General features: G+C 66.5%; 16 protein-coding genes and 1 tRNA gene. 10 read left to right on the top strand and 7 right to left on the bottom strand.

Annotation, left to right across the window (positions count from 1 at the left end; translation table 11 throughout):
* Positions 1-59 precede the first annotated feature (59 nt).
* Genes AC1RNP_RS03270 through AC1RNP_RS03255 form a run of 4 tightly spaced genes read left to right on the top strand, consistent with a single transcriptional unit; the run spans position 60 to position 1466 of the window.
* Entirely contained in the window at positions 60-359 is a 300-nt protein-coding gene (locus tag AC1RNP_RS03270; protein ID WP_493049825.1) for a CD225/dispanin family protein, read from the top strand.
* Between the two features lie 39 nt (positions 360-398).
* Entirely contained in the window at positions 399-767 is a 369-nt protein-coding gene (locus AC1RNP_RS03265) for a CD225/dispanin family protein (RefSeq protein WP_493050274.1), read from the top strand.
* Entirely contained in the window at positions 767-1174 is a 408-nt protein-coding gene (locus tag AC1RNP_RS03260; RefSeq protein ID WP_493050273.1) for a DUF2752 domain-containing protein, read from the top strand. The genes AC1RNP_RS03265 and AC1RNP_RS03260 overlap by 1 nt, the downstream gene beginning before the upstream one ends.
* Before the next feature lie 19 nt (positions 1175-1193).
* Positions 1194-1466 (top strand): hypothetical protein, encoded by a 273-nt coding sequence (locus AC1RNP_RS03255; RefSeq protein ID WP_493049824.1) that lies wholly within the window; start codon positions 1194-1196, stop codon positions 1464-1466.
* Positions 1467-1700: 234 nt separating this feature from the next.
* Here the strand turns inward: AC1RNP_RS03255 and AC1RNP_RS03250 are convergent, their stop codons facing one another.
* From AC1RNP_RS03250 to AC1RNP_RS03235, 4 genes are all read right to left on the bottom strand, one after another.
* Entirely contained in the window at positions 1701-2618 is a 918-nt protein-coding gene (locus AC1RNP_RS03250; RefSeq protein WP_493049823.1) for a hypothetical protein, read from the bottom strand.
* Between the two features lie 42 nt (positions 2619-2660).
* Positions 2661-3614: an NAD(+) diphosphatase gene (nudC, locus tag AC1RNP_RS03245; RefSeq protein ID WP_493049822.1), complete on the bottom strand. Its 954-nt coding sequence runs from the start codon at positions 3612-3614 to the stop codon at positions 2661-2663.
* 103 nt (positions 3615-3717) lie between these two features.
* On the bottom strand, positions 3718-4098 hold the full coding sequence (erpA, locus tag AC1RNP_RS03240) for an iron-sulfur cluster insertion protein ErpA (protein WP_226469227.1): 381 nt from the start codon (positions 4096-4098) through the stop codon (positions 3718-3720).
* 31 nt (positions 4099-4129) lie between these two features.
* Positions 4130-4906 (bottom strand): DUF6776 family protein, encoded by a 777-nt coding sequence (locus tag AC1RNP_RS03235; protein WP_493049821.1) that lies wholly within the window; start codon positions 4904-4906, stop codon positions 4130-4132.
* A gap of 132 nt (positions 4907-5038) precedes the next feature.
* Here AC1RNP_RS03235 and AC1RNP_RS03230 point away from each other — a divergent pair, with 132 nt between their 5' ends.
* From AC1RNP_RS03230 to AC1RNP_RS03220, 3 genes are all read left to right on the top strand, one after another.
* Positions 5039-5635 (top strand): DUF4126 domain-containing protein, encoded by a 597-nt coding sequence (locus AC1RNP_RS03230; protein WP_493049820.1) that lies wholly within the window; start codon positions 5039-5041, stop codon positions 5633-5635.
* Positions 5636-5816: 181 nt separating this feature from the next.
* Entirely contained in the window at positions 5817-7670 is a 1854-nt protein-coding gene (locus AC1RNP_RS03225; protein WP_493049819.1) for an EAL domain-containing protein, read from the top strand.
* Positions 7671-7680: 10 nt separating this feature from the next.
* Positions 7681-10110, top strand: coding sequence for a hybrid sensor histidine kinase/response regulator (locus AC1RNP_RS03220; RefSeq protein WP_493049818.1), 2430 nt, complete (start codon positions 7681-7683; stop codon positions 10108-10110).
* Between the two features lie 78 nt (positions 10111-10188).
* Here the strand turns inward: AC1RNP_RS03220 and bfr are convergent, their stop codons facing one another.
* The 3 genes from bfr to AC1RNP_RS03205 form a co-directional block, all read right to left on the bottom strand.
* A complete protein-coding gene (gene bfr / locus AC1RNP_RS03215) occupies positions 10189-10659 on the bottom strand; it encodes a bacterioferritin (protein ID WP_493049817.1) in 471 nt (156 codons plus the stop codon).
* A 113-nt stretch (positions 10660-10772) separates the two neighbouring features.
* Positions 10773-11006, bottom strand: a complete 234-nt coding sequence (locus AC1RNP_RS03210) for a (2Fe-2S)-binding protein (RefSeq protein WP_493049816.1) — start codon at positions 11004-11006, stop codon at positions 10773-10775.
* A gap of 84 nt (positions 11007-11090) precedes the next feature.
* Positions 11091-11702: an RNA pyrophosphohydrolase gene (locus AC1RNP_RS03205; RefSeq protein WP_493049815.1), complete on the bottom strand. Its 612-nt coding sequence runs from the start codon at positions 11700-11702 to the stop codon at positions 11091-11093.
* Between the two features lie 168 nt (positions 11703-11870).
* On the opposite strand from AC1RNP_RS03205, the gene AC1RNP_RS03200 reads away from it, so the two are divergent.
* From AC1RNP_RS03200 to AC1RNP_RS03190, 3 genes are all read left to right on the top strand, one after another.
* A tRNA-Met gene (locus AC1RNP_RS03200) sits at positions 11871-11947 on the top strand.
* A gap of 18 nt (positions 11948-11965) precedes the next feature.
* On the top strand, positions 11966-12322 hold the full coding sequence (queD, locus tag AC1RNP_RS03195; protein ID WP_493049814.1) for a 6-carboxytetrahydropterin synthase QueD: 357 nt from the start codon (positions 11966-11968) through the stop codon (positions 12320-12322).
* Between the two features lie 137 nt (positions 12323-12459).
* Positions 12460-12858 carry a phasin family protein gene (locus AC1RNP_RS03190; RefSeq protein ID WP_493049813.1) on the top strand — a complete coding sequence of 133 codons (399 nt, stop codon included), beginning with the start codon at positions 12460-12462 and terminating at the stop codon, positions 12856-12858.
* Positions 12859-13110 lie beyond the last annotated feature (252 nt).

Below are 13110 nucleotides of genomic sequence, written 5' to 3'. Positions count from 1 at the left end.
TTAGGCTTGCAGCCAGATGTAGGTGGTGCCGCATCGCTTTCGGCCCACTGGGGATTCAGATGAGCAACGTGCCCTCGCCTTCCGGCGGCGTATCCAATGACTATGTTCCGAACCATCTGGTCTGGGCGATCCTGACCACGCTGTTCTGCTGCCTGCCGCTGGGCATCGTCTCGATCGTGTATGCCTCGCAGGTCGACGGCAAACGCGCGGCGGGCGACATCGCGGGCGCGCGCGAGGCCTCGCGCAAGGCTGGATTCTGTGCCTTGTGGTCTGCGGTCATCGCACCCGCTCTTTTCATTGTTTGGTTCCTGATTTTCGGTGGAATGGCCATGCTGGCCACGCTTACCAGTTCGAACTGAACTCTTCACCTAACCCGAAGGAGATCGACCATGAGCAGCCTGCCGCCCTCACCTCCGCCCGTTCCCGGGCAATCCTCTGGCGCCGTGTCGGCGGCGTTGCCGCCGGGGACGGTCCCCAACTACCTGGTGTGGGCGATCATCATGACGGTGCTCTCCTGCTGCCTGACCTGCATCGGACTCATCACCGGCATCGTCGCCATCGTGTTTTCCAGCAAGGTCAACAGTTCGCTCGCTCGCGGCGACCTGGAAGGTGCTACACGCGCCTCGCGCAACGCCAAACTCTGGTGCTGGATCACCACGGTGATCGCGATTCTCGGCCTGCTGTGGAACGTCTACTTCTACGCGACGGGCGGCCCGGCGGCCTACCAGGAGTGGCTGCAGCAGATGCAATCCCTGCAGCAGCAGTGATCATATCGCGTCCACTGCAAGCAACCTTGGCGACGGCGGCGGTGGGAACCGCCGCCGTCGGCATTTGGGTGCTGCGCAATTTCGATCCGAACGTCCCAGGCATCTTCCCGCCGTGCATGTTCCATGAACTGACCGGTTACTGGTGCATCGGCTGCGGCATCACGCGCGCGCTGCACGCCCTCGTGCATGGCGACATCGCACACGCGTTCTCGATGAATCCGCTGGCCATGACGTTGCTGGCGATCTCGCCGCTGCTCACCGGCTGGAAACTCGGCTGGCGCCCACGCTGGCTGCATCCACTTGTCGCGCTGCTATCGGAGCCGAAGCTTTGGCTGATCCTGTTGCCGACCTACTGGGTCGCCAGAAATCTGCCGTGGTGGCCCTTCACCCTGCTGGCGCCGAATTGACGCAACTTGCTTTCAGCTGTTGCTGATCGCTTCTGAAAACCCCGACGTATCGCTGACATCCGGAGACCCGGAGGGCGGCGCACAGGATGTGCGCCGTTTTTCGACCGAGCCATGGATGGCGAGTCGAGAAATCCTGATAGCAATGAAACTCTGGGGCTGGTTCGTCGGGAAAAGCGTTTTTCTTTGGTTCGTTTCTTTGATTCGCGCCATCCATGGCGCTCACCCCTTCGGGGCCGGCTGCGCCGTTCGCACGCGCTCCTGCGCGTGCAGTGACGCTTATCAAAAGAAATGAACTCGGCCGCGCAGCGGACGAAACGCTTTTGCTCTTCACAAGCAAAGGCAAAAACCAAATGGATCCCAGCTTTCGCTGGGACGACGATCAAAGCCAGAAGCTGGATGACCAGCCATCCGGCTGTTAAACACCCGGCTTCCGCCGGAATGACGAGCAAAACCAACGGCAAAGCCCATAGATCACCAGCCATACGGCTGTTGAAAAACCCCGCCTTCGCGGGAATGACAAGCCTCCTCAGCTCACCCATCCCCCAATCACAAACACCGCCAACACCGCCAGCCACACCAACAACACCCGCCAGACCAAACTCATCGCATCCCGCAATTCCGGCAACTCCGACATCCCGCCCACCAACGCGGCCGACTTGGGCACCACGCCGGACTCGGTCTCATCCGCCGCCTCTTCCGCAAGCTCGCTCTTCACACTGGCCCGCGCCGCGGCTTCCAGAAAGCCGGCATCCAGCGAGAACGAGGCGCCACCGGCCTCCTTCCAGGCGCTGAAGACGGAATCGAAATTCCCCACCAGCGCCATCGCAAGCGTCATCACCTGCGCCACCGGCCAGTCGAGAATGGCCAGCAAGGTCCGCGCCCCGGCCACGGTCTCCGGCGGCAAGACATGCGTGCCGTCGCCTTCGGCGGTGATCGCGGTGAGGCGATACAGCAATGCGCCCACCGGTCCGAGCAGCATGAACCAGAACAACACCCCGAACCAACGCTGCTTGGCGTTGCGGAACACCGCGCCCACCAGCGACGGACCATCCAGCGACACCGGCTCGCCCGGCGGCCACAGATGCGAGGCCGCGTTGTGGCGAGCCACCGGATCGCGCGCCTCGGTGATCGCTTCGACTTCGCGATCGAGATCGCTCGGCCCCCAGGTGTAGAACAGCACGGCGATGCCGAACAGGATCGCCGCCAGCCCCAGCACCGGGCCGTCGTCGAGCGCGAACTGGAAGAACAGCACCAGCAGCAACGGCGGCAGCAGCGCCAGCACGATGCCGTACTGGCTGCGCCAGAAGCTCTCCTGCGGGAATTTCGAATCCAGCCAGCGCGTCCAGGCGTGGTACCAGCCGTAATGGCGGACGGCCGGCGCCAGCGACGGCGCGAGGTGGCCAAGCGCGAGGGCAACGACAGTGGCGATGAGGGTGACGAACATGCCCCGAGTTTAATGCACCGGCGCGACCGCCGGCATCGCGGGTCAGCGGCGGGCGCGCATCTCCGCGTGCCAACGGTCGATCAGCCAGCGCGAAATCGAAATCGAGGGCGACAGCAGCAGCTCATTTTCGGCTACCTCACCGCGCTGACCGCGCGGTTCGATTCCGCGCTGGCGCGAATCCGAGGCGCGGATCGCGGCATCGATCTCGTCGAAGGTGAACCAGCGCGCGTCCTCCAGCTCGTCGTCGTCGACCACCGGCTCGTCCGGCTCGGCCTCGGCCAGGAAGCCCAGCATCAGCGACGACGGGAACGGCCACGGCTGCGAGGCCAGATAGCGGCAGCTGCGCACGCGCACGCGGCTTTCCTCGAAGACTTCGCGCGCCACGGTCTGTTCCAGCGATTCGCCCGGCTCGACGAAGCCGGCCAGCGTCGAATAGCGCCGCGGCGGCCACGCCGCCTGCCGGCCGAGCAGCAGCCGCTCGCCGTCGCTGACGGCGACGATCACCGCCGGATCGGTGCGCGGATAGTGCTCCAGCCCGCAGTGCGGGCAACGCCCGAGCCAGCCCGCGGACACGAAATCCAGCGCGGTGCCGCAGGCGCCGCAATGGCGATGCCGCGCGCGCCAGTGCAGCAGCGCGCGCGCCTGCGCGAACGCGGTCGCCGCCGGTGCCGGCCAGGCCGCGGCCGCGGTGCGCAGATCCACGCGCTGCGCGAGTTCGCGCGTGATCTCGTCGGCGCGCAGCGCGAACCAGGCCTCTTCGCCCTGCAGTCCGAGGAACAACGCGCGCGCCGGATCGATGTCGGCGAAGTCGCCGCCGCGCAGCACCAGCAGACCGCCCTCGGCATCCGCGCCGGCCCTGCCTTCCTCGTCGATCGCGAGCAGTTGCGCGCGCGGCCATAGCGCCGCCAGCGTCGCGGCATCGCGGCGCAAGTGTTCGGCACGGTCGAGCGCGCCCTCGACGAAGGCGTAGGTGGTGGCGTTGGGGTGTTGTGTCATGGGCGATCGTCGGCTCGAATCTGCCAGCAGAAGCCCGCGCGGAAGCCGCGGACTCCGGGAATGGCGCACATTATCCACTGCGCCGTTTCATTCGAACGAACGATCAGACGGTGAACGAGGACCCGCAGCCGCAGGTGGATTTCGCGTTCGGATTGCGGATCGTGAACTGCGCGCCGTGCAGGCTCTCGACGTAGTCCACCGAGGCGCCCATCAGATATTGCAGGCTGAGCGGATCGACCAGCAGCGTTACACCGTCGGTATCGATGGCCAGGTCGTCCTCGCCCTGCTGCTCGTCGAACTCGAAGCCGTACTGGAAGCCCGAGCAGCCGCCGCCCTGGATGTAGACACGCAGCTTGAGTGCCGGATTCCCTTCCTCGGCGATCAGCTCGCGCACCTTGGCCGCGGCCGAGGGAGTGAAGTCGAGCGGACGCTCCAGCGACTGGTAGCCGGGGGCGGCGGGCATGTTGGGTGTGGTCGCTTCCATGCCTACAGGATGGGGCGCCGGGGGAGCCGCTTCAAGCTCCGGCAGCGGAACGCTCGGTCGCGGCGGCCTCGGCGGCCGCCTCGGTCCACGGGAACGACTGTTCGACCGCCGAGCCGCCCTGCGGATCGAGCCGCACGCTCACGCGCAGCGGCTTGAAGCCGGGCGGCAGCACGATGTCGCCCTCGACCTGCTGGAAATACTTGAACGAATAGGCAACGCCGGGCGCGTTCGCCTGCTGACGGAGATCAGCCCAGCCCAGGCGCTGCAGCTTGCCCTCGCGCGTGCCCTCCACCGACAGGGCCACGTTGCCGCTGCTGACCGCGCCTCGGTTGAGGTTCTGGGTGAGGGTGGCGGTGAAATGCCAGGCGACGTCGCTTTGCGGCTGCAATTGCAGCTCGTGCACGGTAAGCCCGCGCCGCTGTCCGGTGGCGCCGACGAAGCGCTCGTAGAAGGCGACGTCGGCACGCAGGCCGGAAATCTCCTCGTCGCGTTCGGCCAGCGTGCCCTGCAGGTCGCGGTTGGCGTCGCGGCTGATCTGGTCGGAGCGGGTCAGCGTGGCCACTTGCTGCTGCAGGATCTCGATCTGGGACTGCTGCTCGCGCAGACGCGCGCGCGGATCGCCCGCCGCCGGCACGAACACCCGCCACAGGCCCCAGAAGCCGAACAGCAGGGCGAGGATCACGATCGCGGTCCAGTGCCAGGGCTTCAGGCGCCGCTTCCCGGTGATCGGGGCTGGCGCCGGTGGCGCGGGGGAAGCGGCGACAGCGGGCGTCTCCGTCCCGGCCGCGGGTTGTTCAGTTTCTGACATCGCAACGGTATAGCGAGCGGCCCGAACCGGCGTCAACCTGCATCCGGCAGGGGGCGCGGTAGCCACTCAGGCTGCGCTAATCTGCGCGCACGCATTTTTGCATCGCCACACTGGGGCCTAGGGAGAGCTGCGATGTCGGAAGCCCATCTGTTCGCGATCGGCGTGCTGTTGGCATGGCTGGCCGGCATTCGTGTCTATCTCACCGTGTTCGGGATCGGCATCGCCGGCTATTTCGGCTGGCTCGACCTGCCGCAGGCGCTGGAAGTCACCTCCTCGCCCTGGGTGCTCGGCGTGTCCGGAGTGCTGGCGCTGGCGGAGTTCTTCGCCGACAAGATTCCCGGCGTCGATTCCGGCTGGGACCTCCTACACACCCTGCTGCGGGTACCGGCCGGCGCCTTCCTGGCCGCCGCCACCTTGTCGCCGGACGGGCACCTGGGCGCCGGCATGCTCGCCACCGGGGCCGGCGTGGCCCTGACCAGCCACGTGATCAAGGCCGGCTCGCGGGCTCTGATGAACACCTCGCCCGAGCCGGTCAGCAACTGGACCGCTTCGGTGACCGAGGACGCCGTGGTGGTCGGCGGGCTGGCGCTGGCGTTCGCGCATCCGTGGATCGCGCTCGCGATCGTGGCCGCGGTCAGCCTCTCGTTCGCGCTGCTGCTGTGGTGGATCTGGCGCAAGCTGTTCCGCCGCGCGCCCAAGCCGCCGGTCGAGGCGGGATCGCGCGCCTAGCGAGGCATGCCTGCCAAGGCCAGCCGACGGGTGTCATGACAAACGCCCAAGAACGGCAGCCGCTCACATCAAGACACATGAATGCGCCTATCGCGGTGCCGACTCCGCCCTGCCCGCGTGGTTCCATGCTGTAGGCTGTATCACACTATCGCGACAACGACCGATCAGGGGATCAGGACCCGTGCCCGTCACGCCAACCGCTGCTGCCGACGCAGAGCGCAAACATGCCGCGCGCGCAGAATTCCCACCGCCGCACTACTGGCGGCGTTGGGGTGTGTCGGATGCGCCACCGGCCCAGCTTCCCACGCTCGACGCGGCCCCCGACGATGCAGCGGCCTCTGCGCCGGGACTGCGCGCCCCAGCCGTCGAACCCGAGGGCGAAGCGCCCTATCGCGTCCTGCTGGTCGAGGATGACCGCAGCCAGGCCCTGTTCGCGCAGAGCGTGCTCAACGGCGCCGGCATGGACGTGCGCGTGATCGGCTCCGGCACTGAAATCCTGGCGGCACTGCGCGAGTTCAATCCCGAACTGGTGCTCACCGACCTGCACATGCCGGGCACCAGCGGCATCGAGATCACCACCGCGATCCGTGCCGATACCGCCTTCTCGCAGATGCCGGTGGTAATCCTCACCGGCGACACCGATCCGGACCAGCAGCTGGAAGTGCTGCAGGCCGGCGCCGATGACGTGCTTTCCAAGCCGGTTCGACCGCGCCATCTGATCGTCGCCGTGGCCAGCCGCGTGCGTCGCGCGCGCGCCTGGCAGCGCCAGCGCGACGGCGAAGGCCGGCACCCGCTCACGGGCCTGTACACGCGCCCGGCCATGCTGCAGCGCCTGGACGCCGTCATCCATGCACAGACTCCGAGCGGGCTGTATTTCGTCGAGATCGAAGGCGTCGCCACGCTGCGCGATCACTACGGCTACTTCGCGCTCGAAGCGACATTGACCGAAGCCGGTCGCACCATCGCCACCATTGCCGGCGACAACGCGGTCGCGCGCCTCAACGAGAATTCGTTCCTGGTACTCGCGCCCGATGCCGGTGCCGCCGCGCAGCTGGATCGCGCGCGCGCGTTGCGCGACGAACTCGGCCGCCGCGACATCGCCATCGGCGAGGAATCCGTCCGCCTGCGCACCCTGATCGGCTACACCCCGCTGCCGCACAGCTTCGAGGACGCCACCAGCGCGCTGGCCGCCGCCGAGCAGGGCCTGCGCCTCGCGCGCGCGCAGCCGGCGGGCATCGCCGTGCACGTACCGCCGACGAAGGAACGCGGCAGTGCCGACAGCGCCGGCATGCGTCTCGTGCACGAAGCGATGATGCACGAAGGCTTTGAACTCGCCTACCAGCCGATCATTGCGGTCGCCGGTGGCGGCGAGGCGCAATACCAGACGCTGCTGCGGCTGCGCGATGGCGAAGGCCAGCTGCATACCGCGGGCGAGATCCTGCCCGCCATCGAGGCGGCCGGCGCGCTGCAGGAAATCGATCGCCGTGTCATGCAGCTCGCCGTCGCGGTGCTGCGCCGGCGCAGTCGCGAAAAGCAGCCGGTGCGCCTGTTCGTCTCGCAATCGGCGCGCAGCCTGGGCCGTGATGGCTACGCCGACTGGCTCACCGCGCTGGTGCGCGAGGAAGGCATCGACAGCGGCTCGCTCGTGCTCGACGTGCGCCAGGACGATGCACTGATCCACATCATCGCATTGCAGGAATTCTGCACCGCCATGGTTGCCGCCGGCGTGCAGCTATGCCTCGGCCAGTATCACGCCAGCGGTGAAGGCAATGACCTGCTCGCGCAGTTGCCGCTGAGTTTCGTGCGCCTGTCGGCGCGCTACTCCAGCCATCTCGACGATGTGCCGGTGCGCGACGAAATGCGCGCGGCGATCGAGCGCGCGCACCTGCTCGGCCTGCAGGTAATCGGCCAGCAAGTGGAGAACCCGCAATCGGCGGCGACGTTGTGGGTGAGCGGCGTCGACTACATCCAGGGCAATCTGGTGCAGCAGGCCGCCGACACGCTCGACTTCGACTTCCAGCACTCGATCCTCTGAGCGCCTGCGCATGGACTTCCGGGCATCGCCACCGCCTCCGGTCCCGCCCTGGCTGGCACCCGCGGCGGCCGGTGGCGCGGCGTTGCTGCTGCTTCCAGGCTTGTTCGGCATCGGCGGGCCCTGGCATGTCCTGGCGCTGCTGCTCGCGCTGATCGCCGCGGGCGCGGCCGCCCACGGCATCAAGACCACGCGCGAACGCGAGCGCGCTGAGCGCGAACTCGGCGACGAGATCATGCGCCGCGACGCGACCCGGCTCGACGAGCTGCAACGCGAACTCGAACGGCACACCCAGCTCGAGCGCGAACTGCGCCATGCGAAGCAAGCGGCCGAATCCGCGCTGATGTCGAAGGACGAGTTCCTGGCCACGATGAGCCACGAGATCCGCACGCCGCTCAACGGCATCGTGCCGATGCTCGACCTGCTGATCCACGCCCCGCTCGCACCCGATCACATCGAGTTGGTGCGCACCGCCTACACCTCCTCGCAGCAGATGCTGCGCATCGTCGACGACATCCTCGACTACTCCAAGCTCGAAGCGGACAAGCTCGAACTCGAATCCACCAGCTTCAACCTGCGTGAAGTGCTCGACGGCGTGATCCGCCTGATGGAACGCCCGGCGCAGAACAAGAGCCTGCGGCTGCACCTGCAGATCGATCCGTCCGTGCGACTGCCGGTGCGCGGCGATCCGGTGCGGCTGCGTCAGGTGCTGAGCAACCTGGTGAGCAACGCGGTGAAATTCACCGAACGCGGCTCGGTGACGGTGAGCGTGCGCCGCATCGGCGAAACCGCCGCGCAGCATCTGTTGCATTTCGAAGTGCGCGACACCGGCATCGGCATCGCGCAGGATGCACAGGCACGCCTGTTCCAGGCCTTCACCCAGGCCGATGCCTCGACCACGCGCCTGTACGGCGGCACCGGGCTCGGCCTGGCGATCTGCAAACGCATCGTCGACCTGATGGGCGGGCGCATCGGCGTGGAATCCATGCCGAAACAAGGCGCCGCATTCTGGTTCGAAGTGCCATTGCTGAAGGCGCAGGGCGACATTCCCGGCGCGGCGCCCGACGCCGCCGATCGCGGACGCGTATTGCTGCTCAGCACCGATCCGCGCCTGCGCCTGCGTCTGTCGCTGCTGCTGCCGAATTGGGGATTGCGCGTGGCCGCGGTGGAAACCACGCAGGAAGCGATCGACCGCCTGCGCAACTCGATCAGCCTCGGCTCGGATTGGGCGTACTCGATCGTGCTCGCAGACCTCGCCGGCATGCGCAACACCGTGCCCGCGCTGCAACGCTATCTGGCGCGGCAGACCGTTTCGAAGCGCCTGCACCTGGTCTGCCTCTACGGCGACGAACCAGTCGGCGATGATCTGCGCCGCAGCGCCACCCTGCTCAGCCGCAACGCGCCCGACGACGACCTGCGCGACGCGCTGACCGCGCTGGATTTCTCCGAAACGGCACAGGCCGCGGCCGATGCATCCGCGAAACAGGCAGCAGCGGCGTCACTGCAGGACGCCCGCGTTCTGCTGGTGGAAGACAATCCGGTCAACCTCATGGTCGGGCAGCGCCTGCTGAGTGTGCTCGACATCCGCAGCGACACCGCCGGCAATGGCGAGATCGCCCTCGCCAAGATGGCGGAGGCGCCTTACGACATCGTGCTGATGGACTGCCAGATGCCGGTCATGGACGGCTACACCGCCACGCGCCAGTGGCGCGAACGCGAACGCGCGTCTGGCGGCAGGCGTCTTCCGATCATCGCGATGACCGCCAACGCGATGGCCGGCGATCGCCAGAAGTGCCTCGACGCCGGCATGGACGATTACCTGCCCAAGCCGGTGACACGCGCCGAACTCGAAGCCTGCCTGCAGCGCTGGTGGAATCCGGAAGCCGTCGAGGACACGGCGCCTGAAGACATTCCGTTCGACGATGCGGATATCCAGCCGAGCGACGTGCGCATCGACGTCAATGATCCGAAACTGAGCGGGCTGAGCGTCGAAAATGCCGTTGCATCCGCCGCTCCGCTGCCGCCACCCGCCGAAGCCACCACGCCACCACCTTCTGTCGAGCCGGAAACTCGCCAACCGGAGAGTCCCTTGCTAGCACCCGCCATCGACAACGAAATCCTCGAAGATCTGCGTGGCCTGCTCGGCGGCGAATTCGATCGCCTGATCGATCTGTTCCTCGAGGATGCACCGCAACTGATCGGCACGATGCAGGCGGCGGCCATCGCTCCGGATTTCCAGCGGCTGTACGATGCCGCACATGCGCTGAAGAACTCCAGCGCCAACCTCGGCGCGATACCGCTGTCGGATGCCACCAAGCACGTGGAACTCGGTGCGCGCATGCAATCCCTGCCGAATGCGAAGGCGGACGTCGCGAGAGTCGCGGCCGAATTCGTGCGCGTGAAGCATGCTTTGCTGGCGCTCAGGCGCAGCGCGACTGCCTGAAGCGTTTCGGCTCAGGAAATCGCAGCTCCCGCAGTCGTCATTCCCGCGAAGGCGGACGGAACTCCGCTCCGCCGCGAATCATTCCTCGATCTTGCGCTGCAGATAATTCTGCTCGCCAACGCGCTGCATCAGGTCGAGCTGCGTCTCCAGCCAATCGACGTGCTCTTCCTCGGAGTCGAGGATGTCGTTGAACAGGCGGCGGCTGACGTAGTCGTTGACCTTCTCGCAATAAGCGATGGCCTCGCGCAGCAGCGGGATCGCTTCCATTTCCAGCGCCAGATCGCATTCGATGATCTCGCGCGGCGACTCGCCGACCTTCAGCTTGCCCAGTGCCTGGAAATTCGGCAGCCCTTCGAGGAAGAGGATGCGATCGGCAAGCTTGTCGGCATGCTTCATCTCGTCGATCGATTCTTCGTACTCGTGCTTGGCCAGTTCGTGCAGGCCCCAGTTCTTCAGCATCTTCGAATGCAGGAAATACTGGTTGATCGCGGTCAGCTCGTTGTAGAGCGCCTGATTGAGATACTTGATGACCTGTGCGTCGCCTTTCATGGCCGACCTCTGCAAAATCCGGGACGCGGTCACTCTAGCGCCATGGGAAAAACCATGACGAAACGCGAATCGTGCGCAACTCGCACGGAGCGCGAGACGGGAGAGCCCGCCGATCAGGCGGCGCTGAGCACCGGGAAGGGAACGACGTTGCCGCCTGTGCGCGGAGCCTCGTTGCGTGTCGCGTCGAGACGGCTCTCATCGAGGATTTCACACGCCATCGACACGCAGCTGCCGCAGGTGGCGCCACAACCGGTGCGCATCGTGAGTTCGGCCATGCTCCCGCAGCCGGCCTGGGCCGCCTGACGGATTTCACGCTCGGTCACGCCATTGCAGAGACACACGTACACGGTAGCGGGCTCGGGACACCTGGGAATTGGCGCCCATTCCGCCACCAATGAGAATGATTGTCAATTCTTAACGTGACTGAACCTTCAGCCAGAGCCGGGGTCCGGCTTCTGCCCGGTCTTGGCGCCCCCCGCCGGGCGATGCCGGGACCGCTGCGACCGGTGCCGGCCGACGGCCCGCGCCCAAGCCTCGATCTGGGCGTTCGGGATGGCATGCGCCCCGGCGATCTGGCGCGCGAACGGCGCCAGATGGCGCAGGGCGCTGGCGTAGACGCCACGCTTGAACGTCACCACGTGCTCGAGCGGGTACCAGAAATCCACCCAGCGCCAGTGGTCGAACTCGGGCTTGTCGGTCAGGTCCAGGCGCAGGTCGGTGTCGCAGCCGGTGAACTGCAGCAGGAACCAGACCTGCTTCTGGCCGATGCAGATCATCCGGTCATTGCGGCGGATGGCCCGCGGCGGCAGGCGATAGCGCAGCCAGCCCGGCGTCACCCCGAGCACGGCCACGTGCTCCGGCAACAGACCGGTTTCCTCGCGCAACTCGCGGTACATCGCCTCCAGCGGCGTCTCGTCGGTATTCATCCCGCCCTGCGGGAATTGCCACCCGTCGCGCCGGACACGCCGCGCCCAGAAGACGCGACCGTCGGGGTGCATCAGCACAATGCCGACATTGGGTCTGTAACCGTCCGGATCGATCACGATGCGGACTCCAAATCTTTCACTGCCCCCGACTCTGCCATGCCGGGCGTGAAGCGACAAGCCACGTCCCCGTTCACATTCTGGAAGGCCCGCATCCCCGGATGTGCATTGACGCCGGTCGGCGCGACATGGACAATTCGCGGTTCGCCGCGACCTCGCGCGGCCGATGGCTATGTAGCTCAGCCGGTTAGAGCACAGCACTCATAATGCTGGGGTCGGTGGTTCGAGTCCACCCATAGCCACCATCTGCCTGTCGTCCTGCCATGGACATCTTCAAGACCTTCACCATCGAAGCCGCCCACCGGCTGCCGAACGTGCCGCCCGGTCACAAGTGCGCGCGCCTGCACGGGCACTCGTTCCGCATCGAGCTGCACGTCTCGGGCGAACCTGGCGCCGAGACCGGCTGGGTGATGGATTTCGGCGACATCAAGGCGGCGTTCCGGCCACTGTACGAGCAGCTCGACCACCACTATCTCAACGAGATCGAGGGGTTGGAGAACCCAACCAGCGAGCGCCTCGCGATCTGGATCTGGGAACGGCTCAAGCCCGCGCTACCGGCCCTGAGCGAGGTCGTCGTGCACGAGACCTGCACCTCCGGTTGCCGCTACCGGCCCGCCTAACTCGTTGAATTCACTGATGCCTGAACGATTCAGGCGCTGTTGCCCTGGATTTGTTGCGCCGCAACATAGGCCGCGCTATGCTGCGTCGCAACATAACTCCCGGCAATCCCTGCCGGCCCATCAAGCAGGAGTCCGCCATGTCTTACCAGTTCAACGAGCAGTTCACCGCCGTGTCGCGCCAGTTCGCCGACACCGCCGCCCAGGTCAACCGCCTGGCCCTCGAGAACGCCGAAAAGGTGTTCGGTCTGCAGCTCGCCGCGTTCGAAGAGAACGCCAACGCCACCTTCGCCTTCCTGGGTGAAGTCGCCGGCGCCCGCGATTTCGACAGCCTGAAGGCCGTGTGGCCGAAGGGCCTGCAGGTCGCCCGCGAGAACGCCGAGCGCGTCGTCAGCACCAGCCAGGAAGTGTTCGGCCGCACGCTGAAGACCAACGAAGCCATCGCCGAAATCGCCAAGGCCCAGGTCGAGTCGACCACCGCCAAGGCGCAGGCCGAGGCCGAGCAGGTGGTCAAGGCCACCACGGCCAAGCGCAAGTAAGTCGGCAACAAGTCAATCGCCGTGCAACCGGCACGCGGTCTCTCTCCCCGCGTCTCAAACCCGGCAACGCGAGTTGCCGGGTTTTCTTTTGCCTGCGCGCCCGTCACGGCATCCGTCACCGGCGCTGCGATTCGGGCGCGATGATCCGGTTTTGCTCCGGTTTCCGTCTTACTGTGGGCGGCTCGGGAATTCCGCCCGCCTCGGAACGGCGCAAAAATCGATTCCGGTCGAGCCGCCCTCACACATCTAAGG

Source organism: Luteimonas sp. GW821-FHT14E02, assembly GCF_058803905.1.
The sequence above is the reverse complement of the archived record's forward strand: the minus strand, read 5'-3'. Positions and strand labels throughout refer to the sequence as shown.